Consider the following 23114-nt stretch of genomic DNA (forward strand, 5'->3'; position numbering starts at 1 on the left):
GCGTCGGACCTGGACAAACGAATTTCCGCCGAAAAACCGCTGCCAGGCTTGACGCTCAGAGCGGCCTATCGGCAGTCAAACTGTTTCGGCCAATCCCGATAATTGAACACCTGGCCTTCCCGGCGCACCGTGTCTACGGCGGCCAAATCCAGATCGGCATAGACCCATTGCACCTTGTTGTATTCGCCGATGGACAAGATGCCATTGTTCGGAAAGCCTCTGTCGACCGGCGTGTAAATCGCCGCCGCGCCGCAATTTACATCCACGGCTTCCGACCAATCGGCATTGCCCACCAGCGACGCTTGCACCACGTAGCATTGGTTTTCCAGCGCGCGCGCCTGGCAGCCGATGCGGACCCGGTAATAGCCGGCTTCGGTATCCGTGCAGCTCGGCACCAGAATCAAGCTCGCGCCGCGTTCGGCCTGCTGTCTGGCGTAATGCGGAAATTCACTGTCGTAGCAGATATTGATCGCCACCTTGCCGAAAATCGTGTCGAACACTTTGATATCAAGGCCGCGCGAGATATGCCAATGCTCGTTTTCGAAGCGGGTCATGGTCAGCTTTTCCTGGTAATCGAAATCGCCCTGTGGGGTGAAGAAATAGGCGTGATTGCGGAATTCGCCGGTGCCATGCTTGACCGGGTAGGTGCCGGCCTGGATGTAGACCCGGTGTTCCATGGCCAGGGATTTGAACAATTCCAGGTATTTAGGCAGCAGGGATTGCAAGGCTTCGAGCTGGCCGGACAAGGACGAATAAACCTCCTTTGAGAACAGCGAAGCCAGTTCCATGCAGGCGTATTCAGGGAACAGCAGGATCTCGGCCTGGTTATCGGCGGCTTGCTTGACCCATTGGCGGGTTTTGGCGGCGAAATTGTCCCAGGTTTCCAGGAAACCGATGTCGTATTGAGCGCTGGCGATTCTAGGCATGACGCTCCTCCTTCAGCCAGAAGGTCATCGGCTTGGGCGTTTCTGCCTCGTCGTCCAAATCCTTCCAGCTATAGGTGGTTTTCAGTTCCGGATGCTTGAAATAGCCACGTTTGTTCCAGAATGCATCCAGCGGCACGTAATCGGCCGGACGGCGCGGATGGTCGAGCGGGCGTTCGACGCAGCAAAAGGTGATGTGCTTGAATCCGCCCAGGTCTTCGGCATGGGCTTCGCGCTGTTCGAAGAATTTCACCCCGATGCCGAGGCCGCGGTAAGCCTTGTTCAACACCGACTCGCCGCAATAAAACACATCATCCGGATTATAGCCGTTCTCGATGAAGGGTTTTTTCACCTCGTCGGTTTCGTATTTCAGCGGAATCGCGGTCGAGGCGCCGATGATCTTGTCACCGTCGAACGCCAGCACGATGACGCTTTCCGGGCAGTCGATATAGGTTTGCAGGTATTTTTTCTCGTATTCGTAGTCGCCGTCGTACAGGTACGGAAAGTCGCGGAATACTTCGATGCGCAGGCGGGCCAGTTCGGAAATGTATTGCACCAGGGCTTCGCCGCTGAGGCGCTGAATGCGGATGTCTTTGCTCATGGATTTATGTTGGATTGAGAAAACGGAACAATGGCCAGGTTCGTTTGGCCAGGCCGCTTATTGTATTGCAGGCAAGCCCGGAATGCCTACCCGATGCAGTCAATGAACTTCCGTCGAGGCGACGATGGGATAGTGCAGTTTTCCGGGGTAATCTTGCACAAATTCCACGAGCTCCCACGCTATTTTCATTTTGTCCTGATTTTTCAAGAGCGCCTCTAAATGTGAGAGTTGTTTTCTCAGTTCCTTGATTTCCGCATCTTGTTCGGCGACCGTTTTCAAGAGCGCTTCGAGTGAAATCATTGGCATAACTATCACCTCATCTGTCAACTAATCATGCTGTGAACGAAAACGAGGGTGCCCATGCCCTCAACGACGAATCTGGTGGTTCGAATGTCAAATTTCAACGTCTTGCAGCTAAAAATAACGTGAACAGTGTCGGTGCGATTGCGCCGATAAGCGGGCTATTTTTTCTTGGTATCGGGCAGAACTGATAAAATAAGCGCTTGATCGCCGCTAAGGCCCGTTTTTCTTCATCTTTCGATATTCCATCCACTCAAAGATCTTATGAAACTAGAAAAATCTTCCCGTTTTACCGCTTGTGCGGGTCCTGTCGTCACTATCGTGCTCGATGGGGTCGGCATTTCACCGCGCGAGGACGGCGATGCGGTCAAAACCGCGCGCACGCCCATGCTGGATAAGCTGATGGCGAATTTTCCGATGACCACTTTGCTTGCGCACGGCACTGCGGTCGGCATGCCCAGCGACGAGGACATGGGCAACAGCGAAGTCGGTCATAACGCCATCGGCGCGGGCCGCGTGTTTGCGCAAGGCGCCAAACTGGTGGCCGAATCCATCACCAGCGGCAATCTGTGGAAAGGACAAGCCTGGCATGACGTGGTTGCCACCGCCAAACAAGGCGGTACGCTGCATTTCATGGGGTTGTTCTCCGACGGCAACGTGCATTCGCACATCGACCATCTGAAAGCGATGATAGAACAGGCCAAACAGGAAGGCGTGGCCAAGGTCAGATTGCATATCCTGCTGGATGGCCGCGACGTGGGCGAGACTTCGGCGCTGGATTACGTTGATCCGTTCGAAACCTATCTGGACGGCTTGCGCAGCCCAGATTTCGACGTAGCCATTGCGTCTGGCGGCGGCCGCATGACCATCACGATGGACCGTTACGAAGCCAACTGGACCATGGTGCAGCGCGGCTGGGACATTCATGTCAAAGGCGAGGGTCGCCAGTTTGCCAGCGCGCATGACGCCATCGTTACCTACCGCAATGAAGCGAACGTGATCGACCAGGATTTGCCTGGCTTCGTGATTGCGAAGGACGGTCAGCCCGTGGGTAAAATCGTCGACGGCGACGCGGTGGTGTTCTTCAACTTCCGCGGCGACCGCGCGATCGAAATCTCCCGCGCCTTTACCGAAGAAAACTTCAAGCCGTTCGCGCGCGGCCCGCTGCCCAAAGTCACTTACGCCGGCATGATGCAATATGACGGCGACACCAAGCTACCGCCGCGTTTTCTGGTTGAGCCGCCGGCCATCGATAGAACCATGGGCGAATACCTGGCCAAAAACGGCGTTTCCCAATACGCGATCAGCGAGACGCAAAAGTACGGCCACGTGACTTATTTCTGGAACGGCAACCGTACCGGCAAATTCGACGAAACTTTGGAAACCTACGTCGAAATCCCCAGCGACGTGGTGCCGTTCGAACAACGCCCCTGGATGAAATGCGCCGAAATCACCGACGCATTGATCGATGCCGTTCGCAGCGGCAAGTACAAATACTTGCGCGTCAACTATGCCAATGGTGACATGGTCGGCCATACCGGCAATTTCGAAGCGGCGGTCACCGCGATGCAAGGCCTGGATTTGCAATTGGCGCGTTTGATCCCGGTGATTCTGGAGGTGGGCGGGGTGGCATTGATCACCGCCGACCACGGCAACGCCGACGAAATGTACGAACTGGACAAAAAAGGTAATGTGACCCGCGACGCCGAAGGCCGCACCAAGGCCAAAACCTCGCATACGCTGAATCCGGTGCCGTTTGTTTTGGTTTCCGGCGAAGCCGATCCTGCCTACAAACTGCGCGAGGATTTGGCGGCGCCCGGTTTGTCGAACATTGCCGCGACCGTGTTGAATTTGCTGGGCTTCGAAGCGCCGGAAGACTACGACGCCAGTTTGATCAAAGCGGTTTAAACCCGCCTGGCTCGACCGCCGTGCATGGAGGCGCGGCGGGCCAGAGCTTCCGAAAAGGTCATTGTCCGCGTTAGAATGAACTTTATCCACTGATTACAGGAAACAGGCTATGGCACTGGCGGAACAATTAACCTTAAGCGTGGAAGAGTATTTGCAAGGCGAATCCTCCGCCACGGTCAAACATGAATATTTCGATGGCGAAGTTTGGGCCATGGTCGGTGCCAGTGATGCTCATGTTTCGATTGCTGGCAATCTGTTTTTTCTACTCAAACAGGCTCTCAAGGGTACGCCTTGCCGAGCCTATATTTCGGACATGAAAGTCAATGTCACCAAGGCTAATGCCTTTTTTTATCCTGATGTATTGGTGAGCTGCGAGCGGCGAGAGAAGGACAACCGCTTGTACAAGCAGCATCCGCTATTCATTGCCGAAGTGTTGTCGCCTTCCACCGAAGCCTTCGACCGCGGCGCCAAGTTTGCCGCCTACCGGCAACTGGACAGCCTGCAACACTACTGGCTGATCGACAGCCAGACCCAGTCCATCGATTGTTTCGAGCGTACCGCCGATCAAGGCTGGCTGTTGCATGGCTTTAATCAGGCCAGCGATCGCCTGCCATTGCGCGCGTTGGACATAAATCTGGATTTGGGCGCGATTTACGAGGATGTGCTGTTGGATTTTGGGCAATAAGCTCCGATGCTCGCTATGGAATAACCGGAGCAGCAAACCCCGTGCCCCGGAATCAATGGCACTCAACGGATAAGACGATCAACTTTTGGGATAAAATATACGCTTCAACAAATCCTAATTGCACTCGAAGGAAAAGCTAAAGGTTATAGGCTTTGGGATATTGCCTACTACTTTGGGGTTGGTAAGTCCAAAGCGCATGAGATTAAATCTCATCCTAGATTTCCAAGGCCGGTCAAACCTTATCCTGGAAGTCACCCTAAATATTTACCTGAAGAGGTTAAGGATTTTGCTAGAAGGCAAAGAGGATAGGTATTTCGTTACATCAAAATTACATCATTAATACCATAACGCATTGATTTTATTGATATTAATGGTGCCGAGGAGAGGACTTGAACCTCCACGGGGTTACCCCCACTAGCACCTGAAGCTAGCGCGTCTACCAATTTCACCACCTCGGCATCCCCACTCAGAGTGGGAAAGAGCGCCCATTATATAGTCATAATCTTTCTTGTCAAACAAAATTTCATTTTTGTACAAACAAGGGAGTTGTATGGGGGCGAATAATCGCAACAAAGGCGATGGGGCAAATGTCGTCAGCAACATGAACCGCCTGAAGCGGAAGATTCGCCGTGTGGGCCAGGGGAGCAATCGAATAAGCCAAAGTGACGGGATTTGTCGCCCATTATTTGAAAGTGATCGCCGTAACGGCTGAGGCCCAGCATGTCGGCGGTATTGCCGCATACGCGCAATGGCCGGCCGGTTTCAAAATGATGATGATCGTCCAGGTCGAACGCGTGCCGGTGCTCTGGTATCGTGCCCAGATAACAAGCTACCTGGCCGTAATCTTCGCAGCGGTCTTCTAGGTTCATTTTGAAGGCGCGTACCGTTACCGATTTGAATTTGACCATGCCAATCTTGTGGGCGATGTCCGGATCATCCAGGCTGATCGGGTTTTGCTTGACCATGCGCACGTCCGGGCAGCCCAGTACCTGCAACATGCGGCGAAAGTCTTCCCAATATAAGGCGCCCGCCAGGCATTCGCCCAGTAATACCGGATCTTGACGTAGTTCGCCGGGGATGCGGCGGTCGGCAAATACATCTGAAAAATAGAGTTCTCCGCCTGGTTTCAGCACCCTGAAAATTTCGGCCAGTACTCGGGGTTTTTCGGGTGACAGGTTGATCACGCAGTTGGAAACGACGACATCGATACTATCGTCCGCTATGCCGACCGTCGTTAGATTTTCGATATGGCCGTGCAAAAACTCGATGTTGGCATAGCCGAAACGTTGCGCATGCCAGTCCCGGTGACGCATGGCGATTTCAAGTTGCTCCGGTGTCATGTCCACGCCGATGACGCGGCCACTTGGGCCGACCAAGCGCGATAACAAGTAGCAATCCCGTCCGCTGCCGCAGCCTAGGTCGAGCACTGTTTTGCCTGCCAGTGCAGGAGGCAGGGGCGAGCCGCAGCCGTAAAAACGTTCCACCACTTCCGGGTGCAGGCTGGCCATTAAGGTCTTTAGATATTGAGGCATTGCGTCGATGCTGCAGCAGGCGCTGGTTTTCAGATCGGCGCTGGATTGTAATACTTCGCCATAATAATGGCGGACGGTTTCGTTGATTTCGATGCTGGTGCTCATGTAATGCCTCTGAAAAAGGGGAAGTTTTTTGGGCGCAAGCCTATGTCGTTTTGCGTGTTTGGGATTTCGTCAGAAATAACTTCCGCTTATGGTTCCCATGCTCCGCGTGTGAACCTGCTCAGGGACGCTCTAGCGTCCCGAACCGCAGAGCGGTTCAGGCTGCATTCCCGCGTGGAGCATGAAAACTATGTGCCCGGCGTGCGGGAAATTATTTTCAACCAACTCCTGGGTTGCGAAGACGTCCCCCGTTTTTAGCCGCTCCCTGTAAACGCGATCTCCGGTCGAAACGGAGTTGGTCTTTCTGAAACATAACACGATCGTGCTAGCGGCAAAACCCTTTTAGCATATTTAAGCCATAATCCTACAATAGGCTAAAATTTCCGCATTTCCCAAACCGACTGACACTATGAAGCCGATTCTGGCAGGCAAATCCATTTTGATTGTGGAAGACTATCCGGCGATGCGTAAAGCCATACGCGACATGCTGTATATCCTGGAAGCGGATACCATCGTCGAGGCCGACAATGGCGTCAATGCCATCAATGCAATGACGAAGACCAGTTTCGATATCGTGTTGTGCGATTACAATCTTGGCAATGGCAAGAATGGTCAACAAGTGCTGGAGGAGGCCCGGTATCGAAAATTGATCGGCCAGCATTGTATTTTCATCATCGTTGCCGCCGAACAAACCGCCTCGATGGTGTTGGGGGCAATGGACAGCAAGCCCGATGAGTATCTGACCAAGCCTTTCAACGCGCAGCAGTTGTTCGCCCGGATAGAGCGCAATCTGCGGCGCAAGCAGTTTTTGCAAGGCATAGAAAAGGAAATCGAGCGCGGTAATTTGTTTCAGGCGATTCAAGATTGCGAGCAATTGCTGGCGGCGAACGATCAGAAAATGCGCACTCATCTGTTGAAAAAACGGGCGGAATTGGCGACTTTGGTCGGTGATTTCGAAACGGGGCGACAAGTTTATCAACAGATTTTGCAAGAGCGCGATTTGCCATGGGCGCGCTTGGGCTTGGGCATCATCGAGTATCAACAGGGCAATTTCGACACGGCAATCGCTATTTTTGAAGCACTATTGCAAGACAATCCCCTGTTTCTGGAAGGCTATGACTGGTTGTCCAAAACCTATGAAACACAGGATAAATTGCAAGACATGCAGCAGGTGCTGAATCAGGCGGTCGATCTGTCCCCTCAATCCATCTTGCGGCAAAAAAAACTTGCTGAAACGGCCGACAAAAACGGTAATTTGGCCATCGCGGAAAAGGCCTACAAAGCGGCTGTGACATTGGGCAAGCATTCCGTGCATAAATCCTGTGGCGACTTTACCAATCTGGCCAAGTTGTATGCCAAGACCAATGATTCCGAGCACGCATTGAAAGTCCTGAAGGAAATGCGCCATGAATATCTCAACAATCCCGAAGCCGAATTGCGCGCAACCACGCTGGAAGTCGAGTTGCACAAGAAAGCCGGAAACGAACAATTGGCGGACGACTGCCTGAAAAAGATGTTGACACTGAGTCAACAGCTTGGAAACGAAGTGCCCAAGGATCTGCAGCTCGATATTGCCCGTAGTTGTTTTTTACAAAATCAGCCGGAGCGTGCGGAAGAGATTTTAAATGGCTTGATCAAGACCCATATCGACGACGATGGCTTTTTGAACGACATCCGGCGCATGCAGAGCGGGATAGGCCTGGAAAACCACTCGGAGGCTTTGATTCAATCCACCAAGCGCGAATTGGTCGCGATCAACAACAAAGGCGTGACGCTGTATAAACAGGGCAGGTACGGGGAAGCGATGGCGCTTTTTGAAAAGGCCATGTCGGTGATGCCGGATAACAAGACCATCATCATCAATATGCTGAAAATCACCCTGCATGACTTGAAAAACGCCGATCATGACCAGCAGAAACTTTTGCGCGCGCAAAAATTATTCAAAAAAGCCCGACAGGTCGGTATCGACAAGCAAAAACTGGGTATTTTGCAAATGGAATTCTCCAATTTGCTCAGAAAAAATAAGCTTGAGGCGAAAGCATGAGCGGTGGCGGGGTGTTTCCAACCATTCTGGCTTCGACGGTACATGACATAAAAAACTCGCTGGGCACCTTGCTAGGACTGATTCAACAACTGACCTTGAGTCAATCGGCCGATCAGGTTGACAATATTCGGCAGCTTGAATTCGAGGCCAATCGCATCAATCACAGCCTGATGCAGTTGTTGGTCATGTACAGGATTGATAGTCAGAAATTTAGTCTGGTCATCGACGAGTATCCGGCGCTTGATTTGATCAATGAAGCCGTGTCCCAGCAAGATGGCCTGCTCCAGTTGAATCGAACCGTAGTGAAGGTCGAGTGTGGCGAAGATCTGATGTGTTACTGCGACTATCAACAAGTCGCCAATGCGCTGGGCAATATCGTCAACAACGCCCAGCGCTATGCTCGCAATGCGCTTTGCATATCCGTTGAAAAGCTCGATGGTTATCTGAAATTTTGCATAGAAGACGATGGCGTGGGGTATCCGGAACATTTGCTGAATGCGAACTTGAGCGACCCTTCCGATCTCGATTGGGTGAACGGAAATACCGGCTTGGGGCTTTATTTCGTGGCTGCCATTGCCGGCTTGCATAAAAACCGGGATAAAAGTGGTTTCGTCAGGATCGATAATCACAGTCGCTTGGGCGGGGCCAGGTTTTGTCTGTTTTTACCCTAATGGTGTATCCTAGTCCGCTTTTGAAAGGGAAAGGCGGCGTGAAATTGTCCTACCTGGAGGCTGTCGCAAAAGCACCCTCTTCTTGCGGGAGAGGGCGGGGTGAGGGGGGGGATGTAAGCATCTGATTTATATCCTTTATCCTGACCTTCTCCCGGCGGGATAAGGAACTTTTTTGACCCCTTGCCGGGGCGAAGGTTTTGCGCGCAGATCTCGTTTCGCTGAAATCCTTCACTAAGGATTGGGTTGAAAATAATTTCCCGCACTCCGGTTCGGGACGCTAGAGCGTCCCCGAGCAGGTTCCCACGCGGAGCATGGGAACCATAAGTGGAATTTATTTCTGACGAAATCCTAAGGAATGAACATGAAATAACCTATGCTTGGCTTATTTCTCATATATTCTTAATCCACTCTGTAAATATCTATGACTATTTTAGTAACCGGTGGCGCCGGATTCATTGGCAGTAATTTTGTTCTGGACTGGCTGGGGCAAAGCGACGAACCGGTCGTCAATCTGGACAAACTGACCTATGCGGGCAATCTGCAGAACCTGGCTTCATTGCAAGGCGATTCCCGGCATGTATTCGTCAAAGCCGACATTGGCGATTACGATTTGATTTTAAGTCTGCTTAAACAACATGGGATTCGCGCGGTGGTCAATTTTGCCGCGGAATCGCATGTCGATCGTTCGATTCACGGCCCGGAAGATTTTATTCAAACCAACATCGTTGGCAGTTTTCGCCTGTTGGAAGCGGTGCGCGCTTATTGGAACGGCTTGCAGCCGGCGGCTAAAGACGAATTCCACTTTTTGCACGTGTCCACGGATGAAGTCTATGGTTCATTGGAAAAGCAAGACCCGCCCTTTGCCGAGACCCACCAATACCAGCCCAACAGCCCTTACTCGGCGAGCAAGGCGGCCAGCGACCATTTGGTGAGAGCCTATCATCACACCTATGGCTTGCCGGTTTTGACCACCAATTGCTCGAATAACTACGGCCCGTATCATTTTCCGGAAAAATTGATCCCTTTGTGCATCCAGAATGCCCTGACTGGCAAGCCTTTGCCTATCTATGGCGATGGCCAGCAGATTCGCGACTGGCTCTATGTCAAGGATCATTGCAGCGCGATTCGCCGGGTATTGGAGGCAGGCCGCGTGGGTGAGGTGTATAACGTGGGCGGATGGAACGAAAAAGCCAATCTGGACGTGGTCAATACCTTATGCGCGATTCTCGACGAGCTGAAACCACGCACGGACGGCAAGTCTTATGCCGAGCAAATTACCTATGTCACCGATCGTCCCGGCCACGACCGGCGTTATGCGATAGATGCGAGTAAGCTTGAGCGCGAATTAGGCTGGAGGCCCGCGGAAACCTTTGAAACGGGTATCCGCAAAACCGTGCAGTGGTATCTGGATCATCAAGCCTGGGTCGAGAATGTCGTATCCGGCGATTATCAATCCTGGGTGGAAAAGAATTACTCTGACCGCGTGGCATGATCCAAGATGGCCTTGAAACCATAGTCTCATCTCTCGCGAGGCTGTCGTAAAAGCCCTAAACCCCGATTGTTAAACCGCAGCCAAAAAAATATACAAAATGAAGATTGTTTTATTCGGCAAAAACGGCCAGGTTGGCTGGGAATTGCAGCGTAGCCTCGCACCGCTGGGTGAACTGATCGCGCTTGATCGCCGTAGTCAGGATCATTGCGGCGACTTGGCCGACAAAGAAGGCATAGCGCGGACTATCGAAGCGCTGCAACCCGATGTCATTGTCAATGCCGCGGCTTATACCGCGGTGGACAAAGCCGAATCCGAGCCGGATATGGCGAGCCTGATCAACGCGACGGCGCCCAGTATATTGGCCGAAGCGGCGCAACATGCAGGAGCCTGGTTGGTGCATTACTCGACGGACTATGTATTTGACGGCCGTGGAGATAGACCATGGCGCGAAAATGATGTCGTCAATCCGCTCGGCGTCTATGGCAAGAGCAAGCTTGCAGGCGAACAAGGGATTCAAGCCACGCTTGATAAGCATCTGATATTCCGGACGAGCTGGGTTTACGCCGCGCGAGGCAATAACTTCGCCAAGACCATGTTGCGGCTGGCGCAAGAGCGCGAGCAGTTGTCGGTCATCGACGACCAGATCGGCGCGCCGACCGGGGCGGAACTCATCGCCGACGTCACGGCGCATGCCATTCGAAGCGCCATGAATCGTCCAGAACTGGCGGGGCTTTATCATCTGGCCGCCGACGGAGCAACGAGTTGGCATCGATATGCTTTACAAGTGCTGGATTTCGCTCGGCGGCAAGGCATTGAATTAAAGGTGCCGCTGCAAGCGATCAAGGCCATTTCGACTGACGAATACCCAACCCCGGCTACGCGCCCCCTGAATTCGCGTCTGAATACCGACAAGCTAAAACAAGCGTTTCATTTGGAACTGCCGGATTGGCGAATGGGTGTTGAACGCATGCTGACTGAAATATTAGGAAAATAACATGACTCATCGTAAAGGTATTATTTTGGCCGGCGGTTCCGGCACCCGGCTATATCCTGTTACCAAGGCTGTTTCCAAGCAGTTGTTGCCGATTTACGACAAGCCGATGATCTATTACCCCTTGAGCACGCTGATGCTGGCGGATATTCGAGATATTTTGATCATCTCCACGCCGCAGGATACGCCGCTGTTTCGGCATTTGCTCGGCGACGGTAGTGATTGGGGGCTGAATTTGGAATATGCCGTGCAACCCAGTCCCGACGGTTTGGCGCAGGCTTTCATCATCGGCAAAAACTTTATCGGCAACCATCCAAGTGCCCTGGTTCTGGGGGATAACATTTTTTACGGGCACAATTTACATGTGCAACTGAAGGATGCCAACGCGCGCACATCGGGTGCGACGGTGTTCGCCTATCACGTTAATGACCCGGAGCGTTATGGCGTCGTGAGTTTCGACGCGGAGGGCAGGGCAACCACCTTGGAAGAAAAGCCGGCAAATCCCAAAAGCAATTATGCCGTGACTGGATTGTATTTTTACGATAACCAGGTCGTAGATATTGCCGCCAATTTAAAGCCTTCTCCGCGCGGCGAACTGGAAATTACCGATGTCAACAAGGCGTATCTGCAGCAACGCCAGCTCAGCGTCGAAATCATGGGGCGTGGCTATGCCTGGCTGGACACCGGCACGCATGCCAGTCTGATAGAAGCCAGTAATTTCATCGAGACCATAGAACGGCGGCAAGGTCTCAAGATTGCCTGTCCGGAAGAAATCGCCTGGCGTAACGGCTGGATCAGCGACGAACAAGTAGATAACTTGGCAAAACCCCTTGCCAAGAACGGCTATGGCCAATACCTGCTGGCCTTGCTCAAACAGCACGTGTTTTAACCCATCTTTACTCTGGTTCCCACGGTCCTCCGTGGGAACCCATGCGTAACCCAAGCGCAAGTACGAAGCAGTTGCTGACGTGGGTATGCTGGTCTGCATTCCCACGCGGAGCATGGGAACGATGGGCCCGTAGTGTACTCTGGTTTCCACGGTCCTCCGTGGGAAAACCCATGCGGAGCCCGAGCGCAAGTGCGGAGCTGTCCCTGACGTGGGTATGCCGGTCTGCATTCCCACGCGGAGCATGGGAACGATGGGATCGTAGTGTACTCTGGGTCCCACGGTCCTCCGTGGGAACCCATGCGTGAGCCCGGAGTGTGGAAAATTATTCTCACCAAATCCTTAGAACTTGCCAAATACGCTCAAGTTCAGTATCTTTGCCAGCTCTTTTGGCTATAGGTATGCCTGTGCAGGTTACACGTCTCAACATTCCTGATGTTATCTTGTTTACCCCCAAAGTCTTCGGCGACGAGCGCGGTTTTTTCTTTGAAAGCTTCAACCAGCAAAAATTCGAAGAACTAAGCGGACTGAAACGCGAATTCGTGCAAGACAACCACTCCAAATCGCAAAAAGGCGTCTTGCGAGGCTTGCATTATCAATTGCCGCCCAAGGCTCAAGGCAAACTGGTGCGGGTGGTTCAGGGCGAAGTGTTTGACGTGGCCGTCGATATCCGCAAAGGCTCGCCGACCTTTGGAAAATGGGTGGGAGAAATTTTATCGGCGGAAAACAAACGCCAAATGTGGATACCGGAAGGCTTTGCGCATGGTTTCGTGACATTGTCAGAAACGGCGGAGTTTTTGTATAAGACTACCGATTATTACGCCCCTGAATACGAGCGCTGCATTGTCTGGAATGATTCCTCCATCAATGTGCAATGGCCATTCAATGACGCACCTGTTTTATCTGGAAAGGATCAACAAGGCTTAGCCTTAAATTCTGCAGAGATTTTCGCCTGATGCAAAACTTCAGTATTTCGCCGCGCGAGATGGTCGCGAGCCTATGGCGTAACCGAGGATTGATCAAGGCCTTGATCAAGCGCGAAGTGATCGGCCGCTATCGTGGTTCAGCCTTGGGTATCTTGTGGTCGTTTTTTAACCCGGTTTTCATGCTGCTGGTTTATACCTTCGTGTTTAGTGTGGTGTTTAAAGCGCGCTGGAGCGGGGGGAGCGATTCCAAAACCGAGTTTGCTTTAGTGTTGTTTGCAGGCTTGACGATATTCAACCTGTTTGCCGAATGCTTTGCCCGCTCACCGAGCCTGATCCTGGCCAATGTCAACTATGTGAAAAAAGTGGTATTTCCGTTGGAAATATTGCCTTGGGTCAGCATGGGGTCGGCCTTGTTTCATGGCCTTGTCAATTTGCTGGTTTGGCTTATTTTTTACACCCTCTTATTTGGCATGCCGCACCCGGAAGCGCTGTTGTTTCCAATCATCATGGCACCGCTTTTGCTGTTGACGATGGGGTTATCCTGGTTTTTGGCGGCCTTGGGTGTTTATCTGCGTGACATTGCCCAGATCATTGGCTTGGTGACGACGACCTTGATGTTTCTGTCGCCGATTTTTTATCCCGTTTCGGCGTTGCCGCCCAAATATCAGACTTTTCTGTTAATGAACCCATTGACCCCCGCCATCGAACAAGGCCGGGCCTTGTTGGTTTGGGGCACGTTGCCTAACTGGCAAATGCTGGCGATCTACTTTTTAGCGTCCTTATTGATTGCCTGGCTGGGCTTTGCCTGGTTTCAAAAGACCCGCAAGGGCTTTGCGGATGTTATTTGAGTAACGCTCAGAAGGCTGGGCAGTCGCCCCGGCAAATGAAAATTTTCTGTAGGAGCGACGCATAGTCGCGAATTGAAGCCATTTATCGCGACTGTGCGTCGCTCCCACCATGACTTTCAGAATAATCCATGCGTTTAACACCCAGCTACAGAGAGACGATCAAGGAAGTTGCCAAAAACGTATTTGGCGATAACGTATCTGTCTGGTTGTTTGGTTCCCGCTTGGACGCTACAGCAAAAGGCGGAGATGTGGATTTACTGATAAAGCTGGAGTCGTCAATGTCCGATAAAGCCCTTTTGGCGGCGCGATATAACCCCAAATCAGGAGTTTTCTAATATTACAAAGTTACCAAGCCATATACGATAACGGCCAATTCAGGATTGAAACGAGTCATCATTATCTTATTAGGCACTCATATATGGATCAATTGGATATTGCTTGGTGGTAACGCATTAAAACCAATGATTGCATCTGTTATAGAGGATGCCGACAGGGTCGTAATTTCTTCCATATCCTGTTTTGAAGTGACGCTCTTAGGATTTGGTTGAAAATAATTTCCCGTACTCCGAGCGCATCGTTCCCATGCTCCGCGTGGGAATGCAGCCTGAACCGCTCTGCGGTTCGGGACGCTAGAGTGTCCCTGAACAGGTTCCCACGCGGAGCATGGGAACCATAAGAGGAAGTTATTTCTGACGAAATCCTTAGTTAAAAACCGGAAACTGGAATTGCCGCTTGTCGCAAATGATCTGTGACACGCTGTTTCAAGTCGGTGCAATCAAGCAGAGCAGTTCTGATTGATATCCAGAGAATATAATGGTCGATCAAGATGATGGATTTTCTGTAAATTCCGCAAGCGAACCGGATGATTATGATAGTCCGTGGAAAGATGCCGTAGAGCATTATTTCTCGGCGTTTATGGCATTTTATTTTCCAGATGCGTTTTTAGAAATTGACTGGTCAAAAGGGTATACGATTTTAGATCAGGAATTAATGGCCGTAGTACGTGATGCCGAACTGGGTAAACGCTTTGTTGATAAGCTGATCAGAGTATTGTTGCAAAGTGGCGATGAAAAATGGATTTACATTCACATTGAAATACAGGGCACTAAACAAGCAGAATTTGCCAAGCGTATGTTTGTTTACAACTATCGACTTTTCGATCGCTACGATAGACCGATAGCCAGTATGGCTGTATTGGCCGATGCACAACCTGATTGGAAGCCTGCCTCATATGGATTTGAAGTATTGGGCTGTAAACACTTTTTAGAGTTTCCAGTTGTCAAACTGACCGATTATCATAACCAACTGGATAAACTGTTAGTTGCGGATAATATCTTTGCTGTTGTTACGGCAGCGCATATTTTGACGCAACGGACCCGAAAGAACGACGAGGAACGCTACAAAGCCAAAAGCCTGCTGATGAAATTGTTATACCAGCGTAATTGGGATAAGCAGAAAGTCATTGATCTATTTTATGTGATTGATTGGATGATGCGCCTGCCGGAAGAGCTGGAGCAGCAGTTGTGGTATGAAATTGAAGCCATTGAAGAGAGTCGAAAAATGCACTATGTCACCAGCGTAGAAAAAATAGGTATTGCCAAAGGACGACAAGAAGGCAAGCAAGAAGGCTTGCAAGAAGGCTTGCAAGAAGGCTTGCAAGAAGGCGAAGCCAAGATGCTGAGTATTCTGCTTACGCATCGCTTTGGAGCACTGCCTGTGGCGATAGTAGACAAACTTGCGCGTTCTAGTGAAGAGCAACTTAAAAACTGGCTGATTAGCGCTATTTCTGCGTCTAGCCTGGATGCCGTGTTTAACGATGACATGACTCACTAAGGATTCCGTCAAAAATAGCGTCCACTTTTTTGCTCCCTCACCCTCTGGGAGAGGGGCGGGGTGAGGGATATACGCATAAAAGATATTTTTGACCATATCCTAAGTGCCAAAATGAATTGATAAAATGAGACTGACAAAACAACAAATAAATGCCATCACTCAAACAGTTGTCCGTTTGGTTGGCATGGACGCGGCAGTCTATTTATTTGGCTCCAGACTCAACGATCAAGCAAAAGGTGGTGATATAGATTTATTCATCGAATCCGATACGCAATTATCGCTGTTGCAGCGAGCACACATTAAAATGCAGCTTGAATCTCAACTTGGCTTGCCGGTCGACATCGTGTCAAAATCCCGCTTTGCTGTAGCTACGCCATTTCAAGACATCGCTAAATCGCACTCGATTGAACTGGTGAACTGAGTGGATCGATCTATCCTCAATTCAGAAAAACAGCACCTTGCAGAGCTATTAGAGGCAATACAACGTTGTGTTTATTTCCTTGATGCCTCTAGCAACAAACTAATTTGGCCATTAACCGCAGATCGGCTAGAAAAGCAGAAGAAAGATGTCTCGCTATTTGAAGCCATGGCAGCCGTTAACGAGAGATTCGCCAAATTACAAGATACACTGGCTGCTGCCATGCGGCATGCCTGCATTCTTGCAGGCGAGCCCGCCGATAGTTTTCTTAAGGTACTCGGCTTTTACGAAAAAAATGGGGTAATCGAATCGGTTGAAGCGTGGCAATTATGTCGAACAGCACGTAATCTTGCCGCGCATGATTACGATATTGAATACGCAGAAATCGCCGACCATTTTAATTCGTTAAAGGCATTAACCCCTTTACTTTACAACATTGCCGAACGCTTCCTTAGCTATTGCCAAGAGCAACTGGATCTTTTACCTAAACAAGCAGATTTCACGACAGAATTCATGTTGATTGTAAAAACAAAACAAGCTGATGAAAGCTGGATGCCCCAATGAGTGCAGCAGACACCACCATCAAAGGATTTAACGTCCACTTTTTGCTCCCTCGCCCTCTGGGAGAGGGGCGGGGTGAGGGGGATACGCATAGAAGTTATTTTTGACCATATCCTAACGCTCGGTATCACTCCTGGTAATGACAGCAAGGAATGTAGCGAGGCATAGTCGCGAGTTGAAGCGATTTATCGCGACAAGGGCGTCGCTCCAGGAGCCTTTCATTTGCGGGGCGATGCCAAGCCTTCATGAACGTTACTCTGAAAGTCACGCGGCAACCCCAAAAACAGACTAACGACATAACAAAGTTGACTTTCATTTGCCGGGGCGATGCCCAGCCTTCATGAGCGTTACTCTGAAAGTCATGGTGGGAGCGACGCACAGTCGCGATGCGAGCCTATTGTCGCGACGAGGCGTCGCTCCTACAGAAAACTTTCATTTGCCGGGGCGATGCCAAGCTTTCATGAGCGTTACTTTAAAGTTGTTTTAGGTGTCTTGATGCCGTATCATCATGATGATTTTGTGGTTTGGAGCTAGTGATGCGCACAACAGTCGATCTTGAAGATGATGTGCTTGCCGCGGCCAAAGAGTTGGCGCGCATGCAAAATGTAGCGGTTGGCCGTGTGATCTCCCGGTTAATGAGAGAGGCGTTATCAGGTCAGTCGAGTTTATCTGGAACAACCGTCGAAAGCAGAACCGTCGGTGGATTCCGCCCTTTTTCTTCACGCGGTATAGTAGTGACCAACGACAGGGTCAATGAGCTGCGCGATCGAGAAGGCGTTTGATGCGAGCCTTGCTTGATGTCAATGTGTTGATTGCGTTAATGGATGCCGGACACGTGCATCATGAGATGGCAATGAACTGGCTGGAGAAAAACTTATCCTTCGGCTGGGCATCTTGTCCGATTACCCAAAATGGATGTATCCGGATCATGTCGCAACCCAACTATCCTGGAGCCCTGCCGGTGACACAGGTTGCCGATAGATTGGCAGAGGCCGTGGCTTCTGTTGAACATGAATTCTGGCCGGACAGCATCAGTTTATTGGATTCCAATGTGTTCAGTTGGTCAAAAGTGCTGGGGCATCGCCAAGTTACGGATATATACCTATTGACTCTGGCTGTGCAGAATGGCGGCAGGTTCGTCACGCTGGATCGCCGCATCGCATTCGATTCGGTAAAAGGCGCGTCCCCTACTCAGCTTGTGCATCTGCAGGCCTAAATAAAGCCACCTGCAGAGCAATCACGCTATCTCTAGGTAGGTGCGAATTTATTCGCAAAATCCATGGGTTGCGTGCGAATAAATTCGCACCTACACGGGGTGGTTTGCATTGAATTCTTGTGAAATCAATGTGTTGAATGTCAAGTGGCGAATGTCCTGAAGCCACCTGTCTTCGGATCTTGAAAATTGAACTCGCTAATAAATGTTTAAAGTCACCACCAAATTAGAAAAGATCAGCAAGTGTTACCAAATTTATGATAGGTCACAAGGCCGCTTGTTGCAGATGCTGATAAGAAGGTTCAAGCAATACTATCTTGAATCCGCGTGCTTCAAGGTGGTTCGTTTTAAATTACACCTTGCGTTGTATACGATCAATAAACACAACACTGAGAGATTGAAATGCTGCAAAGCTACCAAGCCCTATACGATCACGGCCACTTGACTTGGTTGACGGATAAGCCATCCGTCGAAGAGGCGCATGTCATTGTCACTTTATTGTCGTCTGAAGAAGTGCCTGTGCTGAAGGCAAAACGCCAACCTTCGCCACGCATTGCCGGGCAAGGTAAAATTCTGGGCGATATCATCGCGCCGGTAGCACCTATTGAGGATTGGAACGGGTTAGCATGATATTGTTAGATACCCACATATGGCTAAATTGGATATTGCTTGGTCGTGACGCATTAAAACCGCTGATTGCATCTGCAATAGAGGACGCCGACAGAGTTGTGATTTCTTTCATATCCTGTTTTGAAGTGACATTATTAGTTAAGAACCGAAAACTGGAGCTGCCACTATCGACAGATGAGTGGATAAGAGAAGCATTGGGACAATCCGGGGTTGAGTGTTTGTCCATTACGTGCTCAATTGCACAACGATCTGTTGGACTGACCGATATACATCGAGACCCGGCTGATCGGATTATCATTGCAACAACATTAGAGCATGGTGCTCAGTTAGCGAGTTATGACATGGCATTTCCAAGCTACCCGGAGCTTTCCGGTTATTTGTTAACGGGATAATCAGCATGACTGACATCGCTATCAAAGTAGAAAACCTCAGTAAGTGCTATCAGATTTACAACCAGCCGCATGATCGCTTGAAGCAATCGATCTATCCACGCTTGCAGAGGCTAGTCAGACAGCAAACCAAGCAATATTTCCGTGAATTCTGGGCGCTAAAGGATGTGTCCTTCGAAATCAAAAAAGGCGAAACTGTTGCGATCATCGGGCGTAATGGTAGCGGTAAATCGACACTGTTACAGATGATCTGCGGCACATTATCCCCAACCAGCGGGACCTTAGAAACCCAAGGACGGATCGCGGCTTTACTTGAGCTCGGCGCGGGATTTAACCCCGAGTTTAGTGGCCGGGAAAACATATACTTAAACGGTTCGTTATTGGGATTAAGCAGAGATGAAATAGATAACCGTTTTGATGATATTGCGGCCTTTGCCGATATTGGCCAGTTTATCGATCAGCCGATTAAGACCTATTCCAGTGGCATGGCAGTGCGTCTGGCCTTTTCTATTCACGCACAGTTAGATCCAGATATTTTGATCGTTGACGAAGCCTTGAGCGTGGGGGATTATTTTTTTCAGCAAAAATGTTTTGCTCATTTGCGTAAACTGCGTGAGGACGGGTTGACTCTGCTATTTGTATCCCATGACATGGGTACTGTACGCGATCTGTGTCCTAGCTCGATTTATTTAAGCAAGGGCGAGGCAGTTTTTATTGGCGATAGCCAAGAGGCGATTAGGGCCTATCTGTCAGAAAAAAGCAATTTGGTCCCCGTAGAATCAAATCCTTCATTGAAAAAACCTGATGGTGACTCCGATCCTTCAGAGAGCACACTGCAAGAGGCATTGAATGTTGCTTTATGGCGACGGGATATGGATAGTTTAAGTAATAATGACCGACTTCTGGCCGTTGTGGTTAGAAATGAGAAAGGCGAGCCGACCACTGCTGTCCGCATGGGAGAAAAATTAATTTTCCAAATTTATTTTCGTCTCCAACCTGACGACAAGGGACATTTCGCGCTAGAAATAAAAAATAAGTACGATCAGCTTGTGTCTAGTACAGGTTCGTATATGCTAGGTTTTGAGCCAATTACTAGTAAATGTGATTTATATGGATTATTTGAATTCGAAATAGAATGCATGATTGAAAGTGGACTTTACTCATTTTCAGTTTCTTATGGTTTGCCTATTGGGCAAAACAACGGAGTGATAATGGATCAAACGGATTGGATAGGCCCTCTACAGATAAAATGGGATTACGAAACTGAAATAGCGCCATTTTTGGGGATGTTTGGCTTGCCAGTAAAGGCACATAATTTTATTCGATAAGGATGTGAAATTGATCAACATGAATAAGGGGTATTTAGTGCGAGAAATAAATAGCTTTGCAAATTTTTGTAATTTCCTCTGGTAATTATGTTTAAAAATCATGCGTACCTTTCAAAAAAATAATCAATCTGATCAATACTGTTTGCCAAAAAGTTTTTTTACGAATCAGTGTACTCAACGATGAATCCGAGTCTTTCTAAGTTACTGCAATTAGCTTGCAATACTGATAATGCAAAAAGCTGTTTTGCAATCGATGTTGGAGCGCATCACGGCGAATTTTCAAAATTCCTCATGCAAACCGGGTTGTTTGGAAAAGTGCTGGCCTTTGAACCCAATTTGGAAAGTTACTTGGCTACTCAGAGCGCAGTGCCATCACAGGATAACTGTGTGGTTGAGGTGATAAATTCCGCATTAAGTTCTGCATCGGGGATGCTAGACCTGCATTGTGATGCAGATACCGCTACCGCATCACTGCTCCAGTATGACTCAAGTTATCTAATTTCTGGAAAAATTAAGAGACACACTGTTTCTGTCCTCACATTGGACGAATATTTGGGCGCGAATTCTGACCTCGGCAGATTACAGTGCTTGAAAATTGATACCCAGGGTAATGACCTTTCTGTGATTAAAGGTGGGGAGTGTGCAATTTCGGTTCATCGGCCAATTATCCAGACTGAATTTATCTATATTCCTCTATATGAGGGACAATGCTCACCTGCCGAATTGACCGAAGCTCTTGTCCATCTGGATTATAAAATGTATTCATTAAACAATTTACACGTCACTCCAGAAGGGCGACTTGCTTTTTGTGACGCGGTTTTTATCCCAAAAGAATTGGATATTCCTGTAACACAAAAATTTATTTGTATAGATGACCAAATATCGTATCAGACCCAGATTAATATTCTTACAGAAATATGCGAGGATCGCTTGAATGTAATCAATGTACTTGATGCGGAAGTTCAGCGTCTGAATAAGATTCTGAACGGTTCACATAAACCTAACAGCGAGAAAGTTTGAATTATGGGTGCAGTAAATTTTTCATTAGATGTGCAACTGGTTTCAAGCCTTAAAAAAGTATTACCGCTTCCCGTTTTTTTTGAAACGGGTACTTTCAAAGGCGATACCATCAAGGCAATGATTCCATTTTTTGATCGAATCATAACAGTCGAGTTATCGGAACCTTTATGGCTGGAAGCTTCGCACCGGTTTTCAAGCGAAAGTAAAGTGGAAACTTGTCATGGACATTCGCCTGATGTGATTGTGAGGTTTATGCCGGCTCTTCAAGATGCATCTGTTTTATATTGGCTGGATGCGCATTGGTGCGTGGCTGACGACACCTCGGGTGAAAAAAGCCAGTGTCCTCTGTTAGAAGAGATTCAAGCCATTGGATCGCTTAATGAGAATTCAGTAATCATTGTCGATGATGCTCGTCTATTTCTCGCCCCTCCTCCAGCCCCTCATGAAGTTTCCCAATGGCCATCATTTGATAAGATCATTACTGAATTGCGTCGCTTGAGTAATGTGCATGAATTAATGGTAATTAACGATGTAATTGTGTTTTATCCAGGAAGCATTAATAAACAAATAACCGACTATGCCCGAGCAGTTGGGGTGGATTGGTTGCGGGCAAGTCAATCGCTTACTGAGAATGCCGAATTAAGAGGGGCATTGGAAGAAAAGGAGGCCGAAATTGATCAGAAAGAGGCTGAAATCCATAGAAAACATGACGCATTGATGCTGTTAACACACTCCATCGAAGAAAAGGAATCAGTCATTCAGGAACTTAGCAGGGTGGTTCAAGCTCTTCGATCGCAAGAAAAGGGGCATCGTTCATGAAACGTATAATCGCTGCAGCCCAAAACGGCAAGCATCGGTTACGAGCTATCTTTGGTTTTCGACTTGGTCATTTGGTTCAGCATGGCCCCAAAGAGTTGCATCTACCAAAACACTATGCGCGGCCCGTTCATGTTAGCCAGCCTCCAAAAATCTCCATCGTTACGCCTTCTTTCAGGCAAGCCGCATTCATAGAGCGGACGATAAAGAGCGTAGTCGATCAGAAGTACCCAAATCTGGAATATTTTGTTCAGGACGGCGGCTCCCAGGATGGTACTGAAGAAATCCTAAATAGTTACGCCGACAGACTGGCTAGTTGGGAGTCACGCCCAGACAACGGACAATCTCATGCAATTAATCTGGGGTTTGCCAAAACATCAGGTGAAATCATGGCCTGGTTAAATTCGGATGACATTTTGCTTCCAGGATCATTGGCCTATGTGGCAAATTATTTCAAACGTCATCCGAAAGTCGATGTGGTATACGGGCATCGCATTCTAATTGACGAAAACGATCAACAAATTGGTCGCTGGATGCTGCCACGGCACTGTAACGAAGTATTGTCATGGGCCGACTATATCCCGCAGGAAACCCTGTTCTGGAGAAGAAGTATCTGGGATAAGGCGGGCGGTCAAATTGATGAATCATTCCGTTTCGCGATGGATTGGGATTTGCTAATACGCTTCCGTGAGGCTGGAGCACGTTTTGCGAGGCTCCCACGTTTTTTAGGTGGATTCCGTATTCACATGCAGCAAAAAACATCCGCGGAAATATCGAGCATTGGCATACAAGAAATGACCCGTATTCGAGAGCGTGTGCTTGGACGAGTTCCCTCTAACGAGGAAATTTACAACACAGTACTGCCTTATTTGCGTAGGCATATCACCACGGATTTGTCGTGGCGAATTTGCAATAAGCTGGGAATACTTATTTGACGATTCATTGCGATGATCGTTGTAATAAAGCCTATAACGAAGAATGTTCGACCTAAAATGAG

At 49.2% G+C, this 23114-nt stretch carries 25 protein-coding genes and 1 tRNA gene; 21 read left to right on the forward strand and 5 right to left on the reverse strand.

Annotation, left to right across the window (positions count from 1 at the left end; genetic code table 11):
- Positions 1-65: 65 nt before the first annotated feature.
- The 3 genes from NM686_RS08705 to NM686_RS08715 all read right to left on the reverse strand — a co-directional run bounded on the left by NM686_RS08705 (position 66) and on the right by NM686_RS08715 (position 1830).
- A complete protein-coding gene (locus NM686_RS08705; RefSeq protein WP_255187488.1) occupies positions 66-926 on the reverse strand; it encodes a carbon-nitrogen hydrolase family protein in 861 nt (286 codons plus the stop codon).
- Positions 919-1524, reverse strand: a complete 606-nt coding sequence (locus NM686_RS08710) for a GNAT family N-acetyltransferase (RefSeq protein WP_255187489.1) — start codon at positions 1522-1524, stop codon at positions 919-921. Before NM686_RS08710 ends, NM686_RS08705 begins: the two co-directional genes overlap by 8 nt.
- A 99-nt stretch (positions 1525-1623) precedes the next feature.
- Positions 1624-1830 (reverse strand): hypothetical protein, encoded by a 207-nt coding sequence (locus NM686_RS08715; RefSeq protein WP_255187490.1) that lies wholly within the window; start codon positions 1828-1830, stop codon positions 1624-1626.
- 258 nt (positions 1831-2088) lie between these two features.
- Between NM686_RS08715 and gpmI the strand changes: the two genes are divergently transcribed.
- Together gpmI and NM686_RS08725 are read left to right on the forward strand one after the other, a co-directional pair.
- The gene (gene gpmI / locus NM686_RS08720) at positions 2089-3732 is read left to right on the forward strand and encodes a 2,3-bisphosphoglycerate-independent phosphoglycerate mutase (RefSeq protein WP_255187492.1); all 1644 of its coding nucleotides are present in this window, start codon (positions 2089-2091) and stop codon (positions 3730-3732) included.
- 109 nt (positions 3733-3841) lie between these two features.
- Positions 3842-4417, forward strand: a complete 576-nt coding sequence (locus NM686_RS08725; RefSeq protein WP_255187493.1) for a Uma2 family endonuclease — start codon at positions 3842-3844, stop codon at positions 4415-4417.
- Between the two features lie 371 nt (positions 4418-4788).
- On the opposite strand, the gene NM686_RS08730 is transcribed toward NM686_RS08725, so the two are convergent.
- Positions 4789-4875, reverse strand: a tRNA-Leu gene (locus tag NM686_RS08730).
- Positions 4876-5010: 135 nt separating this feature from the next.
- The gene (locus NM686_RS08735; RefSeq protein WP_255187494.1) at positions 5011-6054 is read right to left on the reverse strand and encodes a methyltransferase domain-containing protein; all 1044 of its coding nucleotides are present in this window, start codon (positions 6052-6054) and stop codon (positions 5011-5013) included.
- Between the two features lie 406 nt (positions 6055-6460).
- Between NM686_RS08735 and NM686_RS08740 the strand changes: the two genes are divergently transcribed.
- From NM686_RS08740 to NM686_RS08830, 19 genes are all read left to right on the forward strand, one after another.
- On the forward strand, positions 6461-8095 hold the full coding sequence (locus tag NM686_RS08740; RefSeq protein WP_255187495.1) for a tetratricopeptide repeat-containing response regulator: 1635 nt from the start codon (positions 6461-6463) through the stop codon (positions 8093-8095).
- Positions 8092-8766: a sensor histidine kinase gene (locus NM686_RS08745; protein WP_255187496.1), complete on the forward strand. Its 675-nt coding sequence runs from the start codon at positions 8092-8094 to the stop codon at positions 8764-8766. The genes NM686_RS08740 and NM686_RS08745 overlap by 4 nt, the downstream gene beginning before the upstream one ends.
- A 421-nt stretch (positions 8767-9187) precedes the next feature.
- Positions 9188-10258 (forward strand): dTDP-glucose 4,6-dehydratase, encoded by a 1071-nt coding sequence (gene rfbB / locus NM686_RS08750; RefSeq protein WP_255187497.1) that lies wholly within the window; start codon positions 9188-9190, stop codon positions 10256-10258.
- 97 nt (positions 10259-10355) lie between these two features.
- Positions 10356-11252, forward strand: coding sequence for a dTDP-4-dehydrorhamnose reductase (rfbD, locus tag NM686_RS08755; protein WP_255187498.1), 897 nt, complete (start codon positions 10356-10358; stop codon positions 11250-11252).
- 1 nt (position 11253) lies between these two features.
- Complete coding sequence (rfbA, locus tag NM686_RS08760) at positions 11254-12138, forward strand: glucose-1-phosphate thymidylyltransferase RfbA (protein ID WP_255187499.1); 885 nt, start codon at positions 11254-11256, stop codon at positions 12136-12138.
- Positions 12139-12542: 404 nt separating this feature from the next.
- Positions 12543-13091, forward strand: a complete 549-nt coding sequence (gene rfbC, locus NM686_RS08765) for a dTDP-4-dehydrorhamnose 3,5-epimerase (protein ID WP_269022943.1) — start codon at positions 12543-12545, stop codon at positions 13089-13091.
- Positions 13091-13909: an ABC transporter permease gene (locus tag NM686_RS08770; RefSeq protein ID WP_255187501.1), complete on the forward strand. Its 819-nt coding sequence runs from the start codon at positions 13091-13093 to the stop codon at positions 13907-13909. Before rfbC ends, NM686_RS08770 begins: the two co-directional genes overlap by 1 nt.
- Before the next feature lie 128 nt (positions 13910-14037).
- A complete protein-coding gene (locus NM686_RS08775) occupies positions 14038-14244 on the forward strand; it encodes a nucleotidyltransferase domain-containing protein (protein ID WP_255187502.1) in 207 nt (68 codons plus the stop codon).
- A gap of 478 nt (positions 14245-14722) precedes the next feature.
- Positions 14723-15742 carry an RpnC/YadD family protein gene (locus NM686_RS08780; protein ID WP_255187503.1) on the forward strand — a complete coding sequence of 340 codons (1020 nt, stop codon included), beginning with the start codon at positions 14723-14725 and terminating at the stop codon, positions 15740-15742.
- Positions 15743-15866: 124 nt separating this feature from the next.
- Positions 15867-16163, forward strand: a complete 297-nt coding sequence (locus NM686_RS08785; RefSeq protein ID WP_255187504.1) for a nucleotidyltransferase family protein — start codon at positions 15867-15869, stop codon at positions 16161-16163.
- Positions 16164-16724, forward strand: a complete 561-nt coding sequence (locus NM686_RS08790) for a hypothetical protein (protein WP_255187505.1) — start codon at positions 16164-16166, stop codon at positions 16722-16724.
- Positions 16725-17257: 533 nt separating this feature from the next.
- Positions 17258-17503: a hypothetical protein gene (locus tag NM686_RS08795; RefSeq protein WP_255187506.1), complete on the forward strand. Its 246-nt coding sequence runs from the start codon at positions 17258-17260 to the stop codon at positions 17501-17503.
- The gene (locus tag NM686_RS08800) at positions 17503-17937 is read left to right on the forward strand and encodes a TA system VapC family ribonuclease toxin (RefSeq protein WP_255187507.1); all 435 of its coding nucleotides are present in this window, start codon (positions 17503-17505) and stop codon (positions 17935-17937) included. Before NM686_RS08795 ends, NM686_RS08800 begins: the two co-directional genes overlap by 1 nt.
- A 399-nt stretch (positions 17938-18336) precedes the next feature.
- Positions 18337-18564 (forward strand): hypothetical protein, encoded by a 228-nt coding sequence (locus tag NM686_RS08805; RefSeq protein WP_255187508.1) that lies wholly within the window; start codon positions 18337-18339, stop codon positions 18562-18564.
- Positions 18561-18956 carry a type II toxin-antitoxin system VapC family toxin gene (locus NM686_RS08810; protein WP_255187509.1) on the forward strand — a complete coding sequence of 132 codons (396 nt, stop codon included), beginning with the start codon at positions 18561-18563 and terminating at the stop codon, positions 18954-18956. Before NM686_RS08805 ends, NM686_RS08810 begins: the two co-directional genes overlap by 4 nt.
- Positions 18957-18961: 5 nt before the next feature.
- Positions 18962-20281 (forward strand): ABC transporter ATP-binding protein, encoded by a 1320-nt coding sequence (locus tag NM686_RS08815; protein ID WP_255187510.1) that lies wholly within the window; start codon positions 18962-18964, stop codon positions 20279-20281.
- A gap of 180 nt (positions 20282-20461) precedes the next feature.
- The gene (locus tag NM686_RS08820) at positions 20462-21301 is read left to right on the forward strand and encodes an FkbM family methyltransferase (RefSeq protein WP_255187511.1); all 840 of its coding nucleotides are present in this window, start codon (positions 20462-20464) and stop codon (positions 21299-21301) included.
- 3 nt (positions 21302-21304) lie between these two features.
- On the forward strand, positions 21305-22120 hold the full coding sequence (locus NM686_RS08825) for a hypothetical protein (protein WP_255187512.1): 816 nt from the start codon (positions 21305-21307) through the stop codon (positions 22118-22120).
- A complete protein-coding gene (locus tag NM686_RS08830; RefSeq protein WP_255187513.1) occupies positions 22117-23052 on the forward strand; it encodes a glycosyltransferase family 2 protein in 936 nt (311 codons plus the stop codon). The genes NM686_RS08825 and NM686_RS08830 overlap by 4 nt, the downstream gene beginning before the upstream one ends.
- Positions 23053-23114 lie beyond the last annotated feature (62 nt).

It is taken from the genome of Methylomonas rapida (genome assembly GCF_024360925.2).
Taxonomy (GTDB): domain Bacteria; phylum Pseudomonadota; class Gammaproteobacteria; order Methylococcales; family Methylomonadaceae; genus Methylomonas; species Methylomonas rapida.